The following is a 22,576-nucleotide window of genomic DNA, read 5'->3' on the forward strand; positions in this document are numbered from 1 at the left end:
TACGCTCCCACAACCCGAACCCGCAGCAAAAGAAGAAAAAAGTCTTATTTATATGCAAAAAGTTATTAGTGAACAGTGTGTTAACGAAGGGTTACTAACGAACAAAAACAGATAACGGTGCGCAGAATTCGCATTTCATTTTTTGTGCGATTTGCGCTGCAATGAAAAGCACCTGACAAAACAGAGGAGCCGGAGATGGAGAAGGTAAACATGCAGATGGCGCGTCGTTGGATGCGAGTTGCCATCACGCTAAAGCGGACCCGACAGCCCGGTGCAGAGGTCAATCTGCAGCGCGTTGTGGAGTCCATTCTTCCTGTCGCCAGCCTGTACGGCGTGGACATTGCTAACATTGACCCGGAGTGGTTTCGTGATCAAACAACACGCTGAACACCGTCGGATGCGCGAGGTGTACTGGAATGAAATCTGCACTCACCACGGAGATGCAAAGGAAATAAAAGACGTTGAAGGAACTACCGCGCAGAACTGCGCGGTAGGCTGAAACAAATCAGATTTTGCAGGCGTCGCCGCAGTCATCATCGGCAATCACCGATTCTGCTTTTTTGTCCGCATCGTCCAGACGTTCAGCGTTACGTTCCTGCGCCTCTTCCAGTCCGTTAAAGACCAGATTATCGAGATCAATTTCCATTATTCACCTTTCTTCGCTCGTTTTTGACTTCCGACAAGTATAGAGCAAATAGGAATCTGGATGCATCCACAATGCGTGCGGCGTTAGCGATCGTAAATCGATAAACGTCTGCGCAGGCGGGAAGCCGGTTTTGATACTGCCCTGGCCATCGCGTTGCCAATTTCCTGGCAGGCGACGAGTCCCTGGATAAAGGGCCGATCGTGCATTAAATAGGGCAAGGCACCAAAGGCAATTCGTCCGCGAACGTTCTCTGGTGCCTGAAGCGTGTAATCATCGCCAACGTCCGGAATTGCATCTCCACACGACAGTAATTGCTGGCGTAATCGCGGGAACGGTAAGTCTTTGGTCTTCAGGGGTTTTTGGCCACGTGCATCGATGAATACGTCAAAGGACAGGCGATCGTTGTGCGTCGTAATCTCAGTACGATCCGCTTTTATCTCCTTCCTGTAATCCTGTCCCAGCGTGAGAATGCGCAGAATACCGGCTGCGTGCAACGCCAGCATTCGGCGAACTGACTCTGAGGGGATCGCCGCATAATTATCAATAAATACGCGAGCGAGACCGACGTTAAATCGTTCACTATCCTGTTCATTCAGGTGCGTAACGATCTCCTGAACCTTTTCATGTAAACGCAGCAAGGTATAGCGCCAGGCAACGGTGTGTTTGTTACGCTTATTCTCGTCAACCTCTTTCAGATTTGCAGCCGCCCATTCGAACGGATCGCTGCGCGCTCTGTCGGCAAACACCGCGACGGGAAAGCTATCCGCATCCAGTGAGGAGAGCGACATTTGCCTGACCCATTTGGGATCGGCTAAGGCGAGTTCTTGCTGCATCAGTCTAAAAACGCGATCGAGGAGTTCTGTTGAACCGGCAGCGATTTCGCGCTGAATAGCCTCATCGGTAACGTACTCCAGCGGTTCATAGGGTATAGGACAATAGAAGTCGGCTTCCGGCAAAATGCCGGAACGGGACATCAGCGTAATCTCCAGCGCTTCACTGCCTTTATTCAGTGTGAAATTGACCTGATGTTCCTCTGTTTCGTGAAAGGTTCCATGCTGTACCGCAACCGCCATTGCGGCATCCAGAGCGCTCAATGAGGTTCCAAGAATGCCCACTTTGGCGGCGGGCACGTCCGCGTCCATCAAGCCGGACCAGGGGCTGGGATAAAATGCGTGCGTGGATTCGTCATCGTCCGGCCAGACGTGTCCCGTGGCAATCACTGCTAAGTCGACATGCAGCGGCTCCGTGTGTTGATCGGTCCAGAGTTGTACGCCAGTGGACACAGCTGAGACATCCGTGACTTCACAGGATTCGTACAACCTCACCTTAAATCCTCGATTTTCTGCGTGGTGGACGGCTTGCAAAAACTGCGCGCGAAAATAGTCGCCGAGCAGAATGCGTGGCAGAAACTGACGCTGGTGCAGCGTTTCTTTCTTAACGGCAAACTGTGCAAGGTACTGCGCTTCCTGGGTTTGCAACCACTCAAGCCAGGTGTCAAAAAGAGGTGGGACCTCAATACTGGCAATATTTGCCAACATCATTGGACTATTATCAGAATGGGTGTAAGGCATACCAATTCCTGCCCGGTTTCCGCGTTCAAAAACGACGATCTCCAGTGGCTGCTCCTCTTTTAGTAATGAGAAAAAGGTATAGACGCCTGTGGGGCCAGCTCCGATAATCGCGATTTTTTTCATACTCCTGTCCGTCCTGTTATTTTTATTTTGCCGCTGGGATTGCGGTTACATCATGTCAGTGTAGTTGAGGAAGGCCCGGATGTTTCGGTCTGGAATCGCTTACGTGCCTGACGAGCGGTGTCCTCTGCCATACTTAACGGTGTTTATTGTGAGGAAAGGAGTGACGATGATAACGCTATGTAAAGCCTGTGGCACCTCATACGATAACCACCACGGCAACGTTAAACGTTGTAAAATCTGCGACGATGAGCGGCAATATATCCCTGTATCCGGGCAGGCCTGGATGGACTTTGATGAGCTCATCGCCAGCCATACCAATAAGTGGCAGCAGCATACGCCGCAACTTTTCAGTCTGAAAACGGTTCCTTCCTTTGCCATAAACCAGCGGGCGTTTCTGCTCAGGACGCCGGTGGGAAATATCCTTTGGGACTGCGTTGCGAATCTGGATCCGGCAACCCGAACGCTCATCCGCGCTATGGGGGGATTGAGCGCCATCGCGATTTCGCATCCTCATTACTACACCACCATGCAGGACTGGGCGGAGGCGTTTGACGCTCCCGTCTGGCTCCACGCGGCTGACAGGGCCTGGATCATGCGCGACAGCCCCTGGATTCGGCTATGGGAAGGGGAAGAACACAACGTGCTTCCTGGCGTCAGTTTATTGCGTTTGGGCGGCCATTTTGCGGGGGGAACGGTTCTGTATCTGGAGGAGGGGGAAGGGACGATCCTCGCCGGAGATATCTTGCAGGTCACTCCCGGTGCTGACGCGGTGTCGTTTATGTGGAGCTATCCGAACATGTTGCCGCTGTCATCGAAAACCGTCGGTGGGATCATCCAGCGGTTAAACACGGTGACGTTTTCCAGTCTGTACGGGGCATTTGAAGGGCAGAATATTACCCACAATGCCAGTCAAATCGTGCAACGCTCGGGGGAAAAATATCTCTCCAGCCTGGCGTCACGTTAAATCCGCAGAGGGGGAAAATCCCCCCCTGCGGCATTATTAACCCACTCTGGCGTTGTTGATTTCGCTCAACGGAATATTCACGTCAAACACTTTCGCGATGACTTCGTCAACGCCAAGGTTTTTTAAACGCGCGGTATGTTTATCCAGATAAGCCAGCGCGGTCTCCTCGCTTTCGAAAAGATAGATCCCTCCCGCTTCCTTGTTTTGCTCACTCTCCGTCCACACCTTCCAGATAAATCCCGGCTCCTGGTTAATCGACTCCGCCAGACCACGCAGTTGCTCAGCCATTTCTGCGCCAAATGGGCCAGTAAAAGCGAAGTGAAGTTGTAACAATTTCGGCATATCCATTCTCCATTCAACGACGTAATGATCATTCACAGTGACAATGAACTGAACTCTTCTCCCTGACACTATGTCGGGGAGTGTACCAGAATCAGGGCGCGCAAACCCCATTCATGCTGCAGTGGAGGTCATGGCAAGCGAGGAGTGAAAGTAGTTAATAAGCTGCATCAATACAACACGGTTAATGGGAAGGTAAGCGAAGACTTCCCCCACACCCGCAAGTCAGGAATATGAATCAATGAATGGGTAATTTATTGATTTTTATTACGCGAAACTGAGTGATGAGAAATAATACCAGAGAAAAATAAGAGAGCAGGGAAAAAGAACAGGCACCCTATCACCAGGCGGTGAAATGGTGCGTCCGAGTGGACTCGAACCACCGACCCCCACCATGTCAAGGTGGTGCTCTAACCAACTGAGCTACGGACGCAAAATGGTGCGTTCAATTGGACTCGAACCAACGACCCCCACCATGTCAAGGTGGTGCTCTAACCAACTGAGCTATGAACGCAACGTTGTGTGTGACAACGGGGACGAATATTAGCGGCAGAGCCGGGAGGTGGCAAGAGGGAAATGGTAATTTTCTTCCGGATTTCACTCGATTGCGGAGGAAGTGCGCAAAATGTCGAGAGAATAGCCGCCAGCTGGCGGCTATCGTCGTTTTATCGCGCAGCGCGCTGCAGAATCACCGTAGAAGGCAGACGTTGCAGGAAGCGCATTCGCAGCATCATCATAACCGCCGCCGACGTCAGGCCGATGATAAAGCCCATCCAGAATCCAGCCGGCCCCATCCTGTCCACCACCAGGTCGGTCAGGGCGAGAATATAACCGCTCGGTAATCCCAACACCCAGTAGGCGGTAAAGGTGATAAAGAAAATCGAACGCGTATCTTTGTAACCACGCAGGATCCCGCTGCCGATGACCTGGATGGAGTCCGAAATCTGATAAACCGCCGCCAGCAGCATCAGTTGCGCCGCCAGCGTCACCACTTCAGGATTGTCGTTATAGAGCAGGGCGATGTGCTCACGCAGCGTCACGGTAAAGATAGCCGTCAGACACGCCATGCAGACGCCAACGCCTAAACCAGTACGCGCGGCGGTTTGCGCATCCAGCGTTAAACCTTGTCCGAGACGATAGCCCACGCGAATAGTGACCGCCGCCGCCAGTGACATCGGCAAAACAAACATCAGCGAACTGAAGTTCAGGGCGATCTGGTGACCAGCGACATCGACAATGCCCAGCGGAGAAACCAGGAGCGCCACCACGGCGAACAATGTGACTTCAAAGAACAGTGCCAGCGCAATCGGCAGACCCAGTTGCACCAGACGCTTCATCACTACGTTATCCGGCTTGCTGAAACGCTGTTCATTGCGGATATCGCGCATTGAACGCGCATGTTTCACGTACCAGAGCATGGCGCTAAACATCACCCAATAGACCGCCGCAGTCGCCACACCGCAGCCGACACCGCCGAGTTCCGGCATGCCGAAGTGACCATAGATAAAGATATAGTTCACCGGGATGTTGACCAGCAGGCCAAGAAAACCCATCACCATGCCGGGTTTGGTTTTCGCCAGACCTTCGCATTGGTTACGCGCAACCTGGAAGAACAGATAGCCCGGTGCGCCCCATAACAATGCACGAAGGTAACCTACGGCTTTATCCGCCAGGGCCGGATCGATGTTATGCATAGAGCGGATGATATAACCGGCGTTCCACAGCACAATCATAATCAGCAGTGAGACGAAACCCGCTAGCCAGAAGCCCTGACGCACCTGATGCGCAATGCGATCGCGGCGTCCGGAACCATTGAGCTGAGCAATCACCGGAGTCAGCGCCAGCAGCAACCCGTGGCCGAACAGAATGGCGGGCAGCCAGATGGAGGTGCCAATGGCGACGGCCGCCATGTCGGTGGCGCTGTAACCACCCGCCATCACGGTATCGACGAACCCCATTGCGGTTTGGGCGATTTGCGCAAGAATCACCGGTATTGCCAGAGCCAATAACTGACGCGCTTCACTGATATACTTCTGCACGTGTACACCTATCATTTTGTTTTTATTTGAGAGACTAAAAAAGCCGCCACGGGTGGCAGCAAGAAGAAGATGTAAGGGGAAATTTCAGTCTATTGTAGCGATGAATGCTAATTTCACCAGTGAAAAAAACAGGCCAAGGGGCACTTCACTGGCAACCTGATTTTCCAACTGCTATTGTGGCAGGCAGAAATGGCTTAACTGAATTCAGGAGTTGTAGGTATGTTTACAGGTATTGTGCAGGGCACCGCAAAACTGGTGTCGATCGATGAAAAACCCAATTTTCGCACCCATGTAGTGGAATTACCTGAATACATGCTGGACGCGCTAGAAACGGGCGCGTCGGTGGCGCATAACGGCTGCTGCCTGACCGTCACAGAAATTAACGGCAATCGCATTAGTTTTGATTTGATGAAAGAAACGCTGCGGATCACCAATCTGGGCGATCTGAAGGTGGGCGACCTGCTTAACGTCGAGCGTGCGGCAAAATTCAGCGATGAGATTGGCGGGCATCTGATGTCCGGTCACATCATGACCACCGCGGAAGTGTCAAAGATTTTAACCTCCGAAAACAACCGTCAGATCTGGTTCAAAGTCCAGGATCCGACGCTAATGAAATACATCTTGTACAAAGGTTTTATCGGGATTGATGGGATCAGCCTGACCGTCGGAGAAGTCACCACGACGCGTTTTTGCGTGCATCTCATTCCGGAAACCCTGGAACGCACGACGCTGGGTAAGAAAAAACTGGGCGCGCGCGTCAATATCGAAATCGATCCGCAAACGCAGGCGGTGGTGGATACGGTAGAACGCGTGTTGGCTGCGCGTGAAGCGGCGGTAACGAAAACCGCCAGCGAAGCGTAAAACCCTCCAGCCCCCGCGAGACGGCGGGGGCATAAGAAAGTTTAGCGGGCTACGCGCAGGCCGTCTTCGACGCCGCGCGAGAATACCACCTGCCAGAGCTGAATATCGCGGGCGCGAAACGCGCCGGCGCAGGCGTTGAGGTAGTAGCTGAACATCCGTTTAAAACGCTCGGAATAGTTCTCGGCAATTTCAGGCCAGGCAGCGAGAAAACGCTCGTACCATGCCATCAGCGTCTTGTCGTAATCCGCGCCGAAGTTATGCCAGTCTTCCATCACAAAGTGCGATTCACTGGCGTTGGCTATCTGACGTACTGACGGGAGGCAACCATTCGGGAAGATATACTTGTTGATCCACGGGTCGACATTATTGTCGGTTTTCTTCGAACCGATGGTATGTAATAAGAACAGCCCTTCAGGTTTCAGATTGCGATCAACCACGTCAAAATAGGTCGCGTAATTTTTAGGGCCGACGTGCTCAAACATGCCTACCGAGACAATGCGGTCAAACTGATCGTGCAAATCACGATAATCCTGCAACAGAATCGACACATCCAGCCCGGCACAGCGGGCCTGAGCCATTTTCTGCTGCTCGGCTGAAATCGTCACGCCAACCACACTGACGCCGTAATGCGTCGCCATATAGTGCGATAAACCACCCCAGCCGCAGCCAATATCCAGCACACGCATACCGGGTTGCAGTTGCAATTTCTCGCAGATTAACCGCAGTTTGGCCTGCTGCGCCGCCTCCAGAGTATCCGCGTCTTTCCAGTACGCGCAGGAATACTGCATAAAAGGGTCGAGCATACGGCTGAACAGATCGTTGCCGAGATCGTAATGTTCTTTACCGACGATCCACGCTCGTTTTTTACTTTGCAGATTGAACAGGCGAGCGGCCGCGATGCGGAGGGTATCTTTGAAATGATGGGGAAGTTGGTTTTCCAGTCCTGCTCGCAGAACTTTGCTAAAAAACTGGTCCAGCCGATCGCATTCCCACCAGCCATCCATGTAACTCTCACCCAGACCGAGCGACCCCTCTTGTAAAACGCGTTTGAAAAAATCGGGGTTTTTAACGCGTATATCTGCTGGTGAAGAGCCGTTGATGGCAATGCCTGCGCGGCTTAATAATTCGTTAGTGATACGGTACCAGTCGTCATCCGGTACGCTGACTTCTTCTATACACGATGAACTCATAGTTTCTCCATCACTGGTCGGTGATCAGAACCTTAAAACAGCGTAGACGCTTTTTGGGCTTTGTGAGAAATCTCACGGAAACATTCCGCGAGTCTATTATCCGACGTAGAACAGAGGAAGGGAGGACCCCTTGCCGAAAAGGCCATCCATGGGGAACCGGGAACGCTCCGGTTCCCGTTAACACATAATAATTATCGTAATTTTTAACAACCGAAATTTAGTATAGGCCTCAAAAAACGATGATACAACCAAAAATTGTTAGCCGACTAATTAACGGTGATTATGAGTGATATCAATGGGATTCGCTGTGGGCAATCCCGCAATTATCATGCTGCGCACAGTCGTTAGAAGGATGCAGTTGCATCTTATAGCCCAGTCCAGCCAGTACCACCGTAGACAACATCACGCTGGTCGTGGTCAACAGCGGTGTGCTGATAAGCCAGGAAACGACCAGGCTTGCCAGGAAGCACAGACCCAACTGCAGGGTATTTTGCAGGGCTGCGGCACGACCCGTCGCCTGCGGGAATGGACGCAGCGCTTGGGCAACCACAATCGGGTAAATAGCCCCGTTGGCAATCGCCATTATGCAGAAGGGGATCAGGATCTCTGCAAGCGTGATGTGATGGATAAAACTTGCCGCCCAGGTTGCCACCACGCTCAGCGCATAGATAACCAGCAGCCAGGGCAGGAGCTGTTGTCCCTGCCATTTTTGCAACGCGGCGCGACAGCCATAGCCGCCAATCAGAAAAGCAATGGTCTGCGGTACGTAGCTCAGCCCAATCACCGCCGGGCTGTAGCCCATTTCACTCAAAATAAACGGGGAACCGGTCAACCACGCAAAGAAGCTGGCAGAACAGGCGGCGTAAATCAGGACGTTGCCGCGGTACGCTTTCGCACGCAGCAGGGTGGTGAACGTCAGTTTGTCCTTGCTGTCATCGCGAGCCCGGGTGGTGGGCTTTAAAAACAGGGCGGGCAGCATCAGCAGCAGCGTGATGAAAAACAGCGTGGCAAAGATCGCCTGCCAGGAAAGATGGGTCAGAATCCAACTGCCTAATAACGGCGCCAGTGCAGGAGACAGCCCGACCAGCGGCATGATGGTCGCGAAAATGCGGTTAATTTTATGCGAAGGATAGTAATCGGTAACCAGCGCCTGCCAGATGACGGTCGCCGCGCAGACTCCCACGGCCTGAATAAAACGCAGTACTAACAGGCCCGTTGCGCTCTCCACCCACAGCATACCCAGGCTACCGAGGGCGAAGACAGACAGACCCAGCAACAGGATCGGTTTACGGCCATAACGGTCAGAGAGGGGTCCCCACAGCAGTTGGGCGACGGCAAAGCCTGCTAAAAACAGACTCAGGCTGGCGCTGACGGCAGAGGCCGGTGTTTGCAGGTCAGATTGAATGGCGGCAAAAGCGGGCAAATACATGTCGGTTGCCAGAAAACCCAACACGCTGAGCCCTGCCAGCCAGACTAAAAACCCTTTTCCTGGTTGCATAGTTGTTCTCTAATTTTGATTAATCACACTGGCGCAGAGTGTAGGGAGTGAATTTGGGCTTGTGAAACGGTAATATTTGTTTATTGCATTCAAAAATTTTGTAGGCAGATTATGTGGTCAGAATATGCGCTGGAAGTGGTCGATGCCGTGGCACGCAACGGGAGCTTCAGTTCCGCGGCTCAGGAGTTGCACCGGGTGCCTTCAGCGGTCAGCTATACGGTTCGCCAACTGGAAGAGTGGCTGGCCGTCCCGCTTTTTGAACGTCGCCATCGTGATGTGGTGTTAACCCCGGCGGGCGCCTGGTTTTTGAAAGAAGGCCGCTCTGTCATCAAAAAAATGCAGATCACGCGTCAACAGTGTCAGCAGATCGCTAACGGCTGGCGTGGGCAACTCCCCATTGCGGTGGACAATATCGTGCGCCCGGAACGCACGCGGCAATTGATCGTCGATTTCTACCGCCACTTTGATGACGTGGAACTACTGGTCTTCCAGGAGGTGTTTAATGGCGTGTGGGACGCGCTGTCAGATGGTCGGGTCGAACTCGCCATCGGGGCAACCCAGGCGATCCCGGTTGGCGGACGATACACTTTCCGCGATATGGGTAAGCTGAGCTGGTGTTGTGTCGTTGCCAGTACGCATCCGCTGGCCGCCATGAGCGGGCCGTTAAGCGATGACACGTTGCGCAACTGGCCGTCGCTGGTGCTGGAAGATACCTCCCGCACGCTGCCGAAACGCGTGACCTGGCTGCTGGACAATCAGAAGCGGGTGGTGGTGCCGGACTGGGATTCTTCCGCGACCTGTATCAGCGCCGGACTCTGTGTCGGCATGGTCCCGACACATTTCGCCAAGCCGTATCTCAACAAGGGGCAGTGGGTCGCGTTAAATCTGGAGAATCCTTTCCCGGATGCGGCCTGTTGCCTGACCTGGCAGCAGAATGATATGTCACCTGCGCTGATCTGGCTGCTGGATTATCTGGGAGACAGTGAAACGCTGAACAAAGAGTGGCTGCGGGAGCCCGATGAGACTCCCGCAGAAGAGGCTTAACGACGGTAGTCGCGGAACGGGCCATCCGCCACGGAGCGGCGCTCCACCAGGCGCGGGTGGACTTCAATAGACTGCGACTCTTCGCGTTTATTGACGATACGGTCCAGTAACATATTAAAGGCCGTCTCACCCAGTGAATCTTTCGGCTGGTGGATGGTGGTCAACGCTGGTGTAAAGAAGCGGGCGTTGCGCACGTTGTCGTAGCCTATCAGCGACACGTCCTGCGGGACGCGCAGACCCATCTCATCAGCGGCGCAAAGGGCGCCCATCGCCATGACATCGCCGCCACAGAAGACCGCCGTTGGGCGATGCGCCTGCGACAGAATTTGCTGCATGGCGCGGTAGCCGGATTCCGGCTCGAAGTCGCCTTGAACAATCCAGTTTTCAGGCACTTTAATCAGCGCTTCATCCATCGCTTTCATAAATCCGGCCAAACGGCCTGCGCCGGTGTTACGCTCCATCAGTCCTGGGATCACGCCAATTTCGCGATGTCCACGCTCGACGAGGTAACGGCCTGCCATGTAGCCGCCCTCGAAGGCGTTATCAATCACCGTATCAGTGAAGTCGGCTTTGGCTTCGCCCCAGTCCATCACCACCATTGGGATATGACGATATTCTTCCAGCATCGAGAGCAGGGGATCGGGGTATTCGGAACACATTACCAACAGGCCATCAACGCGTTTTTGCGCCATCATCGACAGATAGGCACGCTGCTTTTCCAGGTTGTTCCAGACGTTGCCGAGGATCAGGGTATAGCCCTTCTGGAAGCAGTTCTTCTCAACCGCTTCAATAATTTCAGCAAAATAGGGGGCTTCGCTGCTCGTCGCCAGCAAACCGATAGATTTGGTATGGTTAACTTTCAGGCTACGGGCAACCGCGCTGGGGGAATAGTGCAATTCTTTGATTGCCGCCCACACTGCATTGCGTGTTTCTTCAGCGACGAAACGCGTTTTGTTAATTACGTGTGACACGGTTGTAGTGGAAACGTTTGCGCGCTTCGCTACATCTTTAATTGTTGCCATTAAATCTCACTCCAGACCCAACCTGAACATTAAATTACGCCAAGTAAACGTTTGCCTTTACTCATCCTGTGCCCAACGTCAGGGCTGCGGCACGCCGGGAAACGACACGGAACGTCAGGAAGGGGTCAATGGCCGGTACGCTAATCAAGTAAGCGTCGAATTTTGTCTGATCTTTACGAAAAGGGGAAGTATTAAAAGCACATATCACTCTAAATCGTGGGAGATTTTTACACTCAAGTGTGTAAAAATGCGCTATATCACTTTTTGTGTGGGTATAAAAAGGAGAAAAGTTGATGAGCACCGATCTGAAATTTTCATTAGTGACCACGTTTATTGTTCTGGCTTTAATCGTTGCGGGCGGCCTGACGGCGGCACTGCACTGATCCTCTCGGGGGAGTTCCTGCTCCCTCGAACCTCCCGCCATATTGTTATTGAATCTGCAAAAGTCTTTTGTATTTTTGTTAACTTCTCTTTTTTTGTGATTGATGTCATGCTTTTGACTCTTTGTTAAGCATCGCGCCCTGTCGCGAAGAGCCGGAGTCATCACTGCATGAAAATTAATTATCCGTTACTGGCGCTGGCCATTGGTGCGTTTGGCATCGGCACCACCGAATTCTCGCCAATGGGTCTGCTGCCCGTCATCGCGCGTGGCGTTGATGTGTCTATTCCCGCGGCAGGTATGCTGATTAGTGCCTATGCGGTTGGCGTGATGGTCGGCGCGCCGTTGATGACGCTGTTGCTGTCACATCGCGGACGCCGTAATGCGCTCATTTTTCTGATGGCTATCTTTACGCTCGGTAACGTGCTCTCGGCGATTTCGCCAGATTACACCACGCTGATGTTGTCACGTATTTTAACCAGCCTTAACCACGGCGCATTCTTCGGCCTGGGCTCGGTGGTGGCGGCAAGCGTGGTGCCGAAGCACAAACAGGCGAGCGCCGTTGCGACCATGTTTATGGGGCTGACCATCGCCAATATCGGCGGTGTGCCGGCGGCGACCTGGCTGGGTGAAACCATCGGCTGGCGGATGTCGTTTATGGCGACAGCGGGGCTGGGCGTTATCTCGATGTTGAGTCTCTTCTTATCATTGCCAAAAGGCGGTGCCGGGGCGCGCCCGGAAGTGAAAAAAGAGCTGGCGGTGCTGATGCGTCCTCAGGTGCTCTCCGCGCTACTGACTACCGTACTGGGAGCGGGCGCCATGTTCACGCTCTATACCTATATTTCGCCTGTTCTGCAAAGCATCACCCATGCGACACCGGCCTTTGTGACCGGGATGCTGGTTCTGATCGGTGTGGGCTTCTCCATTGGCAACTACCTCGGAGGGAAACTGGCCGATCGCTCGGTTAACGGCACGCTGAAGGGCTTTTTGCTGCTGCTGATGGTAATTATGCTGGCGATCCCTTTCCTGGCGCAGAATGAACTGGGCGCGGCGGTCAGCATGGTGGTCTGGGGGGCGGCAACCTTTGCGGTCGTCCCTCCGTTACAAATGCGCGTCATGCGTGTGGCTCATGAAGCGCCGGGTCTCTCATCTTCCGTGAACATTGGCGCGTTTAACCTTGGAAATGCGCTGGGCGCTGCGGCTGGCGGGGCCGTCATTTCAGGCGGATTAGGCTACAGTTTTGTTCCTGTGATGGGGGCGATTGTGGCGGGTATGGCGCTGTTGCTGGTGTTTGTCTCGGCGAGAAAACAACCTGAACAGGTGTGCGTCGCCAGTTAACGGCAGGACAAAAACGCAGAAGGGATTCCCTTCTGCGTTATCTTTTTTACGCGGCGAAGTTCTTCGCTACAAACTCCCAGTTTACCAGCGCCCAGAAGTGTTCAAGGTAGCCAGGACGCGCATTGCGGTAGTCAATGTAGTACGCATGTTCCCATACGTCGACGGTCATCAACGGCGTGGCGTCGGTGGTCAACGGCGTGCCAGCGTTGGAGGTGGAAACGATAGCCAGCTTGCCCTCTTTTCCTTTAACCAGCCAGGTCCAGCCAGAGCCGAAGTTTTTGATCGCCGCGTCGGTAAATTGCGCTTTAAACTCGGCAAAGCTGCCGAAAGAGGCGGTAATCGCGTCAGCCAGTTCGCCGGTTGGCTCGCCACCAGCATTCGGTGCCAGGCAGTTCCAGTAGAACGTGTGGTTCCAGACCTGAGCAGCGTTATTGAACACGCCGCCTTCCGAACTGCGTACGATCTCTTCCAGAGATTTCCCTTCAAAGGCGGTGCCTTTGATCAGGTTGTTCAGGTTGGTGACATAGGTCTGATGGTGTTTGCCATAGTGATATTCCAGCGTCTCGGCGGAAATGTGCGGCGCAAGCGCATCTTTGGCATACGGTAGTGCAGGTAATTCGAACGACATTGCTTCTCTCCTTATTATTAATAGTATTTCGCGCAATAACCTTATTGTGCGTAAGGATAGGGTAGCAAATTGAAAGGTGAGACAAAAGATGAACTTACCCTGTTGCGTTAACAACAGGGTAAAGTTTTAACGAATAGTTTTGGGCGTCATGACCCGGCGAGCGCCGACATAGTGGCGTTGCCAGTAATCTTCGCTGAGCGATGTGATCTGGATTTCCTGACCGCTGCGCGGTGACTGAATAAATTTGCCGTTGCCGACATAAACGCCGACGTGATCGGCAGTACCACGTCCCTGAGTGCGGAAGAACACCAGATCGCCATTTTTCAATTCCCCACGATCAATCGGTGCGGCATCACGCAGGTGATACATTTCATTTGCTGTGCGCGGAATACGGAATTTAACCAGATCTTTATAAGCGTAATAAACCAGACCGCTGCAATCGAAACCGGTGCGCGGAGACGTACCACCCCAGCGGTACGGCTTGCCAATCTGACTCATTAATTTGTTCATCGCCGTGCTGGTCGCTTTTTGCACTTTCACTTTATGGGCATCCGCAATCTTTCCTGACGCCGTGTTCTTCACTTTCACACACGTCGGCTTGTGTCCTTTACGCGGGGTGCACTTTTCACTCCAGCTGACAGCGGCTGTCTTTTTCGCAGCGACGGTTTTACTTTTGCGACTGGCTGTTTTGCTGGTTTTGGCAGAGGCGGTGATTTTTTTCTTAGAAGAAGAGGCGGTTTTCGTGCTGGTTTTGCTGGTCGTTTTCCTGGCGGTTTTTTGATTGGTTTTATTCGTTTTTTTTGCTGTTGCCGTACTTTTCTTTTTGTTGCTGGTTTTCTTACTATCCGTAAGACCAGCCGTATCCCTGGCTTGCTTGGACGCATGTGCCATCGGCATAAAGGGAATCGTTGTAAATAGCAAAGCACAGAGCGTGAGGGAAAGTCGGTTTATCCGCGCCACTGAGCATTCCTCTGTTAAGGCAGGTCGCAATCATACCTGCGTGTGATTTACAAAACCTGATGATTCTAATCTATAGAAACGAATAAAGTTAATAGCTTTTATTGTTAAAAATACGGTTTCGCTATTGAGTGCAAAAAAAAACAGCAGCCAAAGCTAAATCTGCTTATTTAGCGCACACTTTCGACACAGGCACTGAGGAAACTATTATTGGGAATGCAACTTATGCGTTCAGACGATAAAATAGTAAAGCGTAATGAAAATGTTATTTTCCGATGTCGCTCTGAAACGCTACAATGTCAGTCGACTGCCGTAAAAGAAGTTAAGGAAGCAAGACAATGAGCACCACTATCGAAAAAATCCAGCGCCAGATCGCTGAAAACCCGATTCTCCTGTATATGAAAGGTTCTCCAAAACTGCCAAGCTGCGGCTTCTCCGCCCAGGCTGTGCAGGCACTTTCCGCCTGTGGTGAGCGTTTTGCCTATGTGGATATTCTGCAAAACCCGGATATTCGCGCAGAACTGCCAAAATATGCAAACTGGCCGACCTTCCCACAGCTGTGGGTTGATGGTGAACTGGTTGGCGGCTGCGACATTTTGATCGAAATGTACCAGCGCGGCGAACTGCAGCAGTTGATCAAAGAGACCGCTGCAAAATACAAATCTGAAGAATCAGACGCTGAGTAATCAGTAGACGGTTAAAGGGGAGCTTTTCCTGACTCAGGTTAAGCTCCTTTTCATTTCTGCGCTTCCTATCCCCAGTCCAGCCCCTGCGGCGAACTGGAAAACCCGACTTCCCGTAGCAGGGTAAAGATAGGGGTTTGCCGTACCGGTTTATCGTTAACTTCCGACAGTGTGAAACGCAGTCGCGGTTCACGGCGTAAGGCGCTCGCCAGCGCCCTGAAAATCTCCGGCGAAGGCATTTCCTCATTTTCTGTCCAGATCATCATCTTTTTTCCTCCCTGAGCAAGGTACAGCCGCAACTGTCCAGCGGAAATCACGACAAACGCGCCGTTACGCCGCCCGGGGACCAGAGATGACGGATGTGTCGGCCACGGTAGTAGCGTTCCCCAGGGATTAGCGGGATCATTCGCAGATAGCGCCACCGCCGTAAACGCCTGTTGTTCAGACGTCGACGACGTCAGATCGCGAAGACGATCGACAGTGTCCCGCTCGGCAAACTGCGCGCCGCCCATTCCCTCCACGAACCGCCCACGCAGAATTCGCCCAGAATCTTCCATGCTTCGGCACAGCGTCTGCATGGCGGGAAAGCCGCCAGGCACATTCTCGGCAATCACGGCCTGGCGACCAATTACGCCGTAGCGATCGAGCATATTCTCGGCACAGGCCAGCATCCGTTCAGTATCATTCAACGTCTCTCGCGGCAGCAGCGACCAGCGACCGGCCAGCGCAGGCGTGGTGTAAGAAACCGGTACAGCGATGGACGAGAGGCGCGGCGCGGCATAAGCCGGGCGTCCACGACGCATACGCGGCGAACGTCGTGACGGCTGGCGCGATGCGGCGACAGTACGCGTCAGGCCACGCAGCGGAGCCCAGATATCGGTCGTGATATACCCTTGCCAGACCAGACCCCAAAGTGCCTCATGCAGCGTGGCTGGCGTTAACCACTCGTCACCGCCAGCGTCTGCCGCACGCGTCTGAATCAACGCGCTAAGTTGCTGCGCAAACCATGCGCCACCACCAGAAAGAACGTCCAAAATTGCGCGCTGTAAGTCTGAAATCGCCTCGCTGTCACCGGATGGCGGGGAAAGCGTTTCTGCCAGGTAATCCCGTAAATGCAGTACCACCCGTCCATCATCGTCGCCCAGTTTCTTTTGTCCTGACCAGATGACTTCACCCGTCGCCAGCAACTCATCGAGCATATCCGGTGAATAATCACGGACACGAGCAGGGAAAATCTGGCTTTCCCACAACGAGGCAGGCAGGCCGACTCCGGCCAGTTGTTCAATAACACGCGTGACGCCGTCACTTCCTTCCAGCGTACCCGTGGAGGAGGACGGAAGGCGCGCAGGGCTGCCGTCGGCGGATGAAATAAGTCCCTGACGCTCCAGCAACAGTCGGGTGTAGCTCGTTGCCGGAACCGGACGGGTTGCCTCTCTTGCCGCATGCAGCGAGCGGATGCGAAGACGATGAAATACGTCCTCATTCACCCACGTTGACGCTTCGTCAGGCGTGGCAGAAGTACTGGCACGCAACGGAATGAGGACACCCTCATCGCGCAATTGACGCAGTTGATCGCCGGCGACGGCTACCCCCAACCCGAACGTCTGCGCAATCTGGGTGCGAGTAAACAACGTGTGGGTACGGCTGAAGCGCAGGAAAAGATCGCGCAGCGGCGCGTTCACCGGATGCAGCCACGCCGGTGAAATCGTCGCAGGCAGGCGAATACCCAGCGCGTCACGAAGTCTGGCTGCATCGTCCGTGCAGGCCATCTGCGCCGTGTCCGCGATAACGACCGGGAAAATACGTTTTTCAGCGGACAGCTCATCAAGCCATGTCCTGATGTCAGCGAGCGTTCCTTCGTGTCTGGCGGCAATTTCGTCGACGCTCATTGGTCCCAGTTCGCGCAGTAAATCGTAAACGCCTTCCATCCCCTGGGCTTTCCTGCCCGCCGCCCGCCGCTGAAGTTCATCTTCAACCTGGCGGATAATTTCCGGGTCAAGCAACTCCAGTGGATCGCCCTGGCCTAACAGGTTGCCCAGCAGCTCGCTGTCCAGCGCCAGTACCGAAGCCCGACGTTCCGCCAGCGGCGCGTCGGTGGCGTACATAAATTCCGCGACGTAGCCGAAGAGTAGATCGGTGGCGAAGGGTGAGGGGGTTGGCGTGGTCACTTCAGACATCTGGATCTCGCAGGTGTTCAACCGGCGTATGACCTGCTCAAGTGCGTCGAGATCGTAAACGTCCTGCAGGCACTCACGAGCCGTTTCCAGAATAATGGGGAAATCAGGATAGCCCGCCGCAATTTCCAGAAGCTGACTGGCGCGCAGGCGTTGCTGCCAGAGCGGCGAACGACGCCCTGGCGTGCGGCCCGGCATCAGCAGGGCGCGGGCGGCGCATTCTCTGAAGCGGGCAGCAAACAGCGCCGTACTGCTGACGGCCTCCCGGACAATGCGCAGCAGTTTTTCCGGTTCAAACAGGAAAATAGCGGCATCGGGCAGTTTCCCATCGCTGTCCGGTATGCGCGCGACAATCCCATCATCACTGGCAACAATCGACGCGTCAGCTCCCCACTGCGCATGGAGGCGTCCGGCAATCGCCAGCGCCCAGGGCGCGTGTACCCGACGACCATAAGGGGAATGCAGAATAACCCGCCAGTCACCCATTTCATCGCGACAGCGCTCAAGCACCAGATGACGACTCCAGGGGAGCACGCCCGTAGCATTTTTTTGATCGTCAATTAACCCTTTGATATTCGACAGAACATTGTCATCGCGCAGTCGGGGTGAGAGCCGGCGTTCTGCGTTGTCATCGGACATCGTATGGATAAAATCACCAATGCGTTCTCCCAGTTCCGCCGGGCGCCCGACGCCTTCGCCGCGCCAGAACGGCAGTCTGGCCGAGCGTCCGGGCGCGGGGACAACGATAACCTGATCGCGGGTGATTTGTTGAATACGCCACGAGGTTGCACCCAGCGTAATGATGTCGTTGACGCGTGACTCGTACACCATTTCTTCATCCAGTTCGCCTACGCGACGCGATCCGGCTTGTTCATCCCCTTCGGGAAGCAGCACGCTGAACATGCCGCGGTCCGGAATGGTACCGCCGCTGGTTACCGCCAGAAGCTGCGCGCCAGGACGGGCCGTTAATAACCCGGTTTCGCGGTTCCAGATTATGCGCGGTCGGAAGACGGCAAAATCGCCGGAGGGATAGCGCCCTGCCAGCATATCCAGCGTGGCGTCAAATGCGCTTCTCGGCAAATCCTGCCACGGTGAAGCCCGGCGGACGAGGGCATACCAGTCATCAACATTGAGTGGATCCATTGATACGGCAGCAACGGTTTGCTGCGCCAGAATATCCAGCGGGTTGCGTGGCGGCGTCAGCGTTTCCAGTTGTCCGGCGTACATACACTCGACGATGACGGCAGAGTCAATCAGATCCCGACGGGTTCTGGGGTAGAACAGCCCCTTTGATACCCCGCCGACCTGGTGACTGGCGCGCCCGATGCGCTGCAGGCCGCTGGCGACAGAAAGGGGCGTCGCCACCTGAATCACCAGATCAACCGCCCCCATGTCGATCCCCAGTTCCAGACTGGAGGTCGCCACCACGCAGCGAAGTTCGCCGGATTTCAGCGCATGTTCGGTGACGGCACGCTGTTCTTTGGACACCGAACCATGATGCGAACGGGCAATGTATTCTGCGGCGTCCTGCGCCCGGTTACTGGTGGACCCGGTTAGCGAGTCAAAGTGCACCGGCTTTGCCTGCGGTTGGGGCAACGCTTGTTGTCGCGAAAGATACAGTTCATTCAGGCGGGCCGTCAGCTTTTCCGCCAGCCCACGCGAGTTGGTGAAAACAATGGTGGAACGATGGCTAAGGATTTGATCGAGAATACCGGCTTCAATGCGCGGCCAGATGGAACCTTCTCGCCCGTTGTGAATGGCCTCGCCGCTGTCGCTATTGTCCGCTAAGACGTCATCAAGATTGGCGGCTGGAGCGACGATGTGGATATCCGGGTGACGGGTAGAAGGCGGATTGATAACGGTAACCGGACGATCGCCGCCCAGAAAAGCGGCAACGGCTGTAACCGAACGCACGGTCGCCGACAAACCAATGCGCTGCGCCGACGTTGCCAGAAGCGTATCCAGACGTTCGAGACTCAGCGCAAGATGCGCGCCGCGTTTTGTGCCAGCTACCGCATGTACTTCATCGACGATCACCGTTTCAACGCCGCGCAGCGTCTCTCTGGCGCGGGAGGTGAGCATCAGATAAAGCGACTCCGGCGTGGTGATCAGAATATCGGGCGGATGACGACTCAGCTTCGCACGCTCCTGAGGCGACGTATCGCCGGTGCGGATCCCAACCCGAATAGCCACCTCTGGCGCGCCGGATTTCTTCCGTTCTTCGCTAATCCCCAGCAGGGGAATTTGCAGGTTGCGCTGGACATCCGTACCCAGGGCTTTTATCGGGGAAATATAGAGGATTCGGGTGACTTTCTTTTCTTTGTCGGAGGAGGAGGTGGCGTGCGCTGCCTCGCCTTCACGAAACAGGCTATCCAGGGCATAGAGAAACGCGGCAAGGGTTTTCCCCGAACCGGTCGGGGCGATCACTAGCGCGTGCTGATTCGCGGCGGTCACGGCCCACGTTTGCGCCTGCACCGGCGTAGGATGCTGAAATGCCGAGGTAAACCAGTCGCGGGTTGCCGGTGAGAAAATATCCGGCAGCGGAGGCGGCGCATTTTTTGCTGACATGTTCCCTGTCCCTTTTGCGATGTTGGCGAATCAAGACCTTTTTACAGAATAGCGGGAAATGCGCAGGGTGTATTGATACTGGTCAAATATACAGTATGAGTGAAAGGGGGAGCGACCTGATAACCGACGTTATCAGGTCACCAAATCAGGCTTCTTCGGGCAGAGGTAACGGCCAGCCGCCGAGACGCTTCCAGCGGTTAACAATTTCACAAAACAGCACGGCGGTGCGCTCGGTATCGTACAGCGCTGAGTGCGCCTGGGTACCGTCAAACTCCATGCCAGCCGCCAGACACGCTTTGGAGAGCACCGTTTGTCCCAGAGCCAGTCCGCTCAGGGCGGCAGTATCAAACGTCACGAACGGATGGAACGGGTTGCGTTTGAGCGACGCACGCTCAGCGGCAGCCATCATAAAGCTATGATCGAACGTTGCATTATGGGCGACCATAATGGCGCGGCTGCAACCGCTGTCTTTAATGCCTTTGCGGACCATTTTGAAAATGGCGTGCAGGGCGTCATATTCACTCACCGCGCCACGCAGCGGGTTGGATGGATCGATACCGTTAAACGCCAGTGCTTCAGGCTGCAAATTTGCGCCTTCAAACGGTTCTACGTGGAATTGCAGCGTGCTGTCCGGCATCAGCCAGCCTTGTTCATCCATTTTCAGCGTGATGGCAGCTATTTCAAGCAGCGCATCGGTTCTGGCGTTAAATCCGGCCGTTTCAACATCAATGACGACAGGATAGAAACCACGAAAACGGTCGCACAGACCGGTAAGTTGAGCGTTATCGGACATCAGGGTCTCTTAGTACGGAAAAAATTGCAGCGCGCATTATGCCAAAAAAAGCGGAGTGATGCAGTAAAACAACGGGCGCAGAAAGCCACTGCGCCCGGCAGGAATCAGTTACCGAGACCTTTCCCGGCGTCCTTCTCTTCGATCAGCTCGATTTTGTAACCGTCCGGATCTTCAACAAAAGCGATCACGGTCGTGCCGCCTTTAACCGGACCGGCTTCACGAGTGACGTTACCGCCATTCTGACGAATGCGCTCACAGGCTTCAGCCGCGTTATCGACGCTCAGGGCGATATGACCATAAGCCGTACCCAGCTCGTATTTGTCAACGCCCCAGTTATAGGTCAGTTCAATCACCGCTTCGTCACTTTCTTCGCCGTAACCGACAAATGCCAGTGAGTATTTGTATTCAGTGTTTTCACTGGTGCGCAGCAGCTTCATGCCGAGCACTTTAGTGTAAAAATCAATAGAACGTTGCAGATCGCCAACGCGCAGCATCGTATGAAGTAAACGCATGTTATGTCCCCTTAAAAAATGGTCAATACATTCAAAATGTTGTTTTAGTATAGCGGCGTTTTTACGCCGCTATCAATGAAGGAATGTGATGGAGGGAATTAGAGCGTCGGGTAATCGGTGTAGCCTTCCGCACCGCCGCCGTAGAAACTTTCACTGCGTTGCGGGTTGAGTTCAGCTTTACGTTGCAGACGCGCCACCAGATCCGGGTTAGCGATGTAATCACGACCAAACGCGACGGCATCGATCAGACCCTTCTCAATTAAGGTCTCTGCTTTTTCACGCGTATAGGCGCCGGCACCGATAATCGGACCGTGGAAACGAGCGCGTACTTTTTCGCGGAACGCGTCGGTATACGGCTTGCCGCCAGCCCAGTCTGGTTCAGACATGTGCAGATAGGCGATGCCGCGTTTACCCAGTTCTTCAATCAGATACAGCGCATCGGCTTCTTCGTTCGGACCATTGTCGACATTCTGGAAGGTGCCAACAGGCGAAACGCGAATCCCGATACGGTCCGCACCCCATTCCTTAATACCGGCATCGACCACTTCCAGCACCAGGCGCGCGCGATTCTCCACGCTACCGCCGTACTGATCGGTACGATGGTTAGAAGAAGGGGAAAGGAACTGATGCAGCAGATAACCGTGAGCGGAGTGCAGTTCAACCAGATCGAAACCGGCTTCACGCGCATTGGCGATAGCCTGGCGGAAATCATTGACGATTCCCGGCATTTCATCGGTTTCCAGCGCGCGTGGCATAGAGGTATCCACTCGGATAGCCTGACCATTTTCATCACGCAGGGAAGTACGGGTCCCGGCGCTGATAGCGGAAGCGGATACCGGCGGCTGTCCACCCGGTTGCAGGCTGGCGTGAGAAATACGGCCTGTGTGCCATAACTGAACGGCGATGTGGCCGTTTTCAGCATGAACACCGGCGGTGATTTTCTTCCATGCGGCGATCTGCTCATCACTGTGCAGGCCCGGCGCGCCGGCATAACCCTTCGCCTGTGCGGAAATCTGCGTCGCTTCGCTGATGATCAGACCCGCGCTGGCGCGTTGGCGATAATACTCGGCCATTAACGGAGTCGGGATGTCGCCAGGCTCAATGCTGCGCAGACGCGTCAGCGGGGCCATGAAAATACGGTTTGGTGCGGTGATCGCGCCCACTTTCAGTGGGGTAAACAGTTTATCTGATGACATAATGTTTTCCGTTATGAATAGACCGGTCGTCTAGTAAGCAGTTAAATAAAA

At 54.2% G+C, this 22,576-nt stretch carries 20 protein-coding genes and 2 tRNA genes; 7 read left to right on the top strand and 15 right to left on the bottom strand.

The annotated features are described in order from the left end of the window. Positions 1–195 precede the first annotated feature (195 nt). Positions 196–387: a hypothetical protein gene (locus HVZ37_RS10105; RefSeq protein WP_043000821.1), complete on the top strand. Its 192-nt coding sequence runs from the start codon at positions 196–198 to the stop codon at positions 385–387. 118 nt (positions 388–505) lie between these two features. Here the strand turns inward: HVZ37_RS10105 and HVZ37_RS10110 are convergent, their stop codons facing one another. Together HVZ37_RS10110 and HVZ37_RS10115 are read right to left on the bottom strand one after the other, a co-directional pair. Next, a complete protein-coding gene (locus HVZ37_RS10110; protein ID WP_090050030.1) occupies positions 506–646 on the bottom strand; it encodes a hypothetical protein in 141 nt (46 codons plus the stop codon). A gap of 83 nt (positions 647–729) precedes the next feature. After that, on the bottom strand, positions 730–2,340 hold the full coding sequence (locus tag HVZ37_RS10115; RefSeq protein ID WP_181628397.1) for an FAD-NAD(P)-binding protein: 1,611 nt from the start codon (positions 2,338–2,340) through the stop codon (positions 730–732). 166 nt (positions 2,341–2,506) lie between these two features. Here HVZ37_RS10115 and HVZ37_RS10120 point away from each other — a divergent pair, with 166 nt between their 5' ends. Continuing rightward, complete coding sequence (locus tag HVZ37_RS10120) at positions 2,507–3,304, top strand: MBL fold metallo-hydrolase (RefSeq protein ID WP_156595279.1); 798 nt, start codon at positions 2,507–2,509, stop codon at positions 3,302–3,304. A gap of 36 nt (positions 3,305–3,340) precedes the next feature. Here the strand turns inward: HVZ37_RS10120 and HVZ37_RS10125 are convergent, their stop codons facing one another. From HVZ37_RS10125 to mdtK, 4 genes are all read right to left on the bottom strand, one after another. Continuing rightward, positions 3,341–3,646 carry a monooxygenase gene (locus tag HVZ37_RS10125; RefSeq protein WP_104446421.1) on the bottom strand — a complete coding sequence of 102 codons (306 nt, stop codon included), beginning with the start codon at positions 3,644–3,646 and terminating at the stop codon, positions 3,341–3,343. Between the two features lie 353 nt (positions 3,647–3,999). After that, positions 4,000–4,076, bottom strand: a tRNA-Val gene (locus tag HVZ37_RS10130). Between the two features lie 4 nt (positions 4,077–4,080). Continuing rightward, a tRNA-Val gene (locus HVZ37_RS10135) sits at positions 4,081–4,157 on the bottom strand. Between the two features lie 151 nt (positions 4,158–4,308). After that, positions 4,309–5,682 carry a multidrug efflux MATE transporter MdtK gene (gene mdtK / locus HVZ37_RS10140; RefSeq protein WP_181628398.1) on the bottom strand — a complete coding sequence of 458 codons (1,374 nt, stop codon included), beginning with the start codon at positions 5,680–5,682 and terminating at the stop codon, positions 4,309–4,311. Positions 5,683–5,901: 219 nt separating this feature from the next. On the opposite strand from mdtK, the gene HVZ37_RS10145 reads away from it, so the two are divergent. Beyond that, positions 5,902–6,543 (top strand): riboflavin synthase subunit alpha, encoded by a 642-nt coding sequence (locus tag HVZ37_RS10145; RefSeq protein ID WP_090050043.1) that lies wholly within the window; start codon positions 5,902–5,904, stop codon positions 6,541–6,543. Between the two features lie 41 nt (positions 6,544–6,584). On the opposite strand, the gene cfa is transcribed toward HVZ37_RS10145, so the two are convergent. Together cfa and punC are read right to left on the bottom strand one after the other, a co-directional pair. Beyond that, positions 6,585–7,733: a cyclopropane fatty acyl phospholipid synthase gene (gene cfa, locus HVZ37_RS10150; protein WP_043000816.1), complete on the bottom strand. Its 1,149-nt coding sequence runs from the start codon at positions 7,731–7,733 to the stop codon at positions 6,585–6,587. A 292-nt stretch (positions 7,734–8,025) separates the two neighbouring features. Continuing rightward, entirely contained in the window at positions 8,026–9,231 is a 1,206-nt protein-coding gene (gene punC, locus HVZ37_RS10155) for a purine nucleoside transporter PunC (RefSeq protein ID WP_044254694.1), read from the bottom strand. A gap of 111 nt (positions 9,232–9,342) precedes the next feature. Between punC and punR the strand changes: the two genes are divergently transcribed. Continuing rightward, positions 9,343–10,275 carry a DNA-binding transcriptional activator PunR gene (gene punR, locus HVZ37_RS10160; protein WP_043000814.1) on the top strand — a complete coding sequence of 311 codons (933 nt, stop codon included), beginning with the start codon at positions 9,343–9,345 and terminating at the stop codon, positions 10,273–10,275. Here punR and purR read toward each other — a convergent pair. Continuing rightward, a complete protein-coding gene (gene purR, locus HVZ37_RS10165) occupies positions 10,272–11,297 on the bottom strand; it encodes an HTH-type transcriptional repressor PurR (RefSeq protein ID WP_044265381.1) in 1,026 nt (341 codons plus the stop codon). The two genes, punR and purR, sit on opposite strands and share 4 nt — an antisense overlap. A 293-nt stretch (positions 11,298–11,590) precedes the next feature. Here purR and HVZ37_RS10170 point away from each other — a divergent pair, with 293 nt between their 5' ends. Beyond that, on the top strand, positions 11,591–11,680 hold the full coding sequence (locus HVZ37_RS10170) for a YnhF family membrane protein (protein ID WP_086512609.1): 90 nt from the start codon (positions 11,591–11,593) through the stop codon (positions 11,678–11,680). Positions 11,681–11,847: 167 nt separating this feature from the next. Next, positions 11,848–13,014, top strand: a complete 1,167-nt coding sequence (locus tag HVZ37_RS10175; protein WP_043000812.1) for an MFS transporter — start codon at positions 11,848–11,850, stop codon at positions 13,012–13,014. A gap of 46 nt (positions 13,015–13,060) precedes the next feature. On the opposite strand, the gene sodB is transcribed toward HVZ37_RS10175, so the two are convergent. Then, entirely contained in the window at positions 13,061–13,642 is a 582-nt protein-coding gene (gene sodB / locus HVZ37_RS10180) for a superoxide dismutase [Fe] (RefSeq protein ID WP_043000811.1), read from the bottom strand. Positions 13,643–13,768: 126 nt separating this feature from the next. Next, positions 13,769–14,602 carry a C40 family peptidase gene (locus HVZ37_RS10185; RefSeq protein ID WP_043000810.1) on the bottom strand — a complete coding sequence of 278 codons (834 nt, stop codon included), beginning with the start codon at positions 14,600–14,602 and terminating at the stop codon, positions 13,769–13,771. Positions 14,603–14,937: 335 nt separating this feature from the next. Here HVZ37_RS10185 and grxD point away from each other — a divergent pair, with 335 nt between their 5' ends. Beyond that, positions 14,938–15,285, top strand: coding sequence for a monothiol glutaredoxin 4 (gene grxD, locus HVZ37_RS10190; RefSeq protein ID WP_042319226.1), 348 nt, complete (start codon positions 14,938–14,940; stop codon positions 15,283–15,285). Positions 15,286–15,350: 65 nt separating this feature from the next. Here the strand turns inward: grxD and HVZ37_RS10195 are convergent, their stop codons facing one another. From HVZ37_RS10195 to HVZ37_RS10210, 4 genes are all read right to left on the bottom strand, one after another. Then, the gene (locus tag HVZ37_RS10195) at positions 15,351–20,024 is read right to left on the bottom strand and encodes an ATP-dependent helicase (RefSeq protein WP_181628399.1); all 4,674 of its coding nucleotides are present in this window, start codon (positions 20,022–20,024) and stop codon (positions 15,351–15,353) included. Between the two features lie 145 nt (positions 20,025–20,169). Then, positions 20,170–20,817 (bottom strand): ribonuclease T, encoded by a 648-nt coding sequence (gene rnt, locus HVZ37_RS10200; RefSeq protein ID WP_043000808.1) that lies wholly within the window; start codon positions 20,815–20,817, stop codon positions 20,170–20,172. A 104-nt stretch (positions 20,818–20,921) separates the two neighbouring features. Further along, on the bottom strand, positions 20,922–21,329 hold the full coding sequence (gene gloA / locus HVZ37_RS10205) for a lactoylglutathione lyase (protein ID WP_043000807.1): 408 nt from the start codon (positions 21,327–21,329) through the stop codon (positions 20,922–20,924). A 98-nt stretch (positions 21,330–21,427) separates the two neighbouring features. After that, positions 21,428–22,525, bottom strand: coding sequence for an alkene reductase (locus HVZ37_RS10210; protein ID WP_181628400.1), 1,098 nt, complete (start codon positions 22,523–22,525; stop codon positions 21,428–21,430). Positions 22,526–22,576 lie beyond the last annotated feature (51 nt).

The sequence above is a fragment of the Citrobacter sp. RHB35-C17 genome (genome assembly GCF_013816795.1).
Lineage (GTDB): Bacteria > Pseudomonadota > Gammaproteobacteria > Enterobacterales > Enterobacteriaceae > Citrobacter_A > Citrobacter_A amalonaticus.

Coding starts and splice junctions, on each gene's coding strand:
- HVZ37_RS10105 (WP_043000821.1), top strand. CDS start 196: ATGGAGAAGGTAAACATGCAGATGGCGCGTCGTTGGATGCGAGTTGCC.
- HVZ37_RS10110 (WP_090050030.1), bottom strand. CDS start 646: ATGGAAATTGATCTCGATAATCTGGTCTTTAACGGACTGGAAGAGGCG.
- HVZ37_RS10115 (WP_181628397.1), bottom strand. CDS start 2,340: ATGAAAAAAATCGCGATTATCGGAGCTGGCCCCACAGGCGTCTATACC.
- HVZ37_RS10120 (WP_156595279.1), top strand. CDS start 2,507: ATGATAACGCTATGTAAAGCCTGTGGCACCTCATACGATAACCACCAC.
- HVZ37_RS10125 (WP_104446421.1), bottom strand. CDS start 3,646: ATGCCGAAATTGTTACAACTTCACTTCGCTTTTACTGGCCCATTTGGC.
- HVZ37_RS10145 (WP_090050043.1), top strand. CDS start 5,902: ATGTTTACAGGTATTGTGCAGGGCACCGCAAAACTGGTGTCGATCGAT.
- cfa (WP_043000816.1), bottom strand. CDS start 7,733: ATGAGTTCATCGTGTATAGAAGAAGTCAGCGTACCGGATGACGACTGG.
- punC (WP_044254694.1), bottom strand. CDS start 9,231: ATGCAACCAGGAAAAGGGTTTTTAGTCTGGCTGGCAGGGCTCAGCGTG.
- punR (WP_043000814.1), top strand. CDS start 9,343: ATGTGGTCAGAATATGCGCTGGAAGTGGTCGATGCCGTGGCACGCAAC.
- purR (WP_044265381.1), bottom strand. CDS start 11,297: ATGGCAACAATTAAAGATGTAGCGAAGCGCGCAAACGTTTCCACTACA.
- HVZ37_RS10170 (WP_086512609.1), top strand. CDS start 11,591: ATGAGCACCGATCTGAAATTTTCATTAGTGACCACGTTTATTGTTCTG.
- HVZ37_RS10175 (WP_043000812.1), top strand. CDS start 11,848: ATGAAAATTAATTATCCGTTACTGGCGCTGGCCATTGGTGCGTTTGGC.
- sodB (WP_043000811.1), bottom strand. CDS start 13,642: ATGTCGTTCGAATTACCTGCACTACCGTATGCCAAAGATGCGCTTGCG.
- grxD (WP_042319226.1), top strand. CDS start 14,938: ATGAGCACCACTATCGAAAAAATCCAGCGCCAGATCGCTGAAAACCCG.
- HVZ37_RS10195 (WP_181628399.1), bottom strand. CDS start 20,024: ATGTCAGCAAAAAATGCGCCGCCTCCGCTGCCGGATATTTTCTCACCG.
- rnt (WP_043000808.1), bottom strand. CDS start 20,817: ATGTCCGATAACGCTCAACTTACCGGTCTGTGCGACCGTTTTCGTGGT.
- gloA (WP_043000807.1), bottom strand. CDS start 21,329: ATGCGTTTACTTCATACGATGCTGCGCGTTGGCGATCTGCAACGTTCT.
- HVZ37_RS10210 (WP_181628400.1), bottom strand. CDS start 22,525: ATGTCATCAGATAAACTGTTTACCCCACTGAAAGTGGGCGCGATCACC.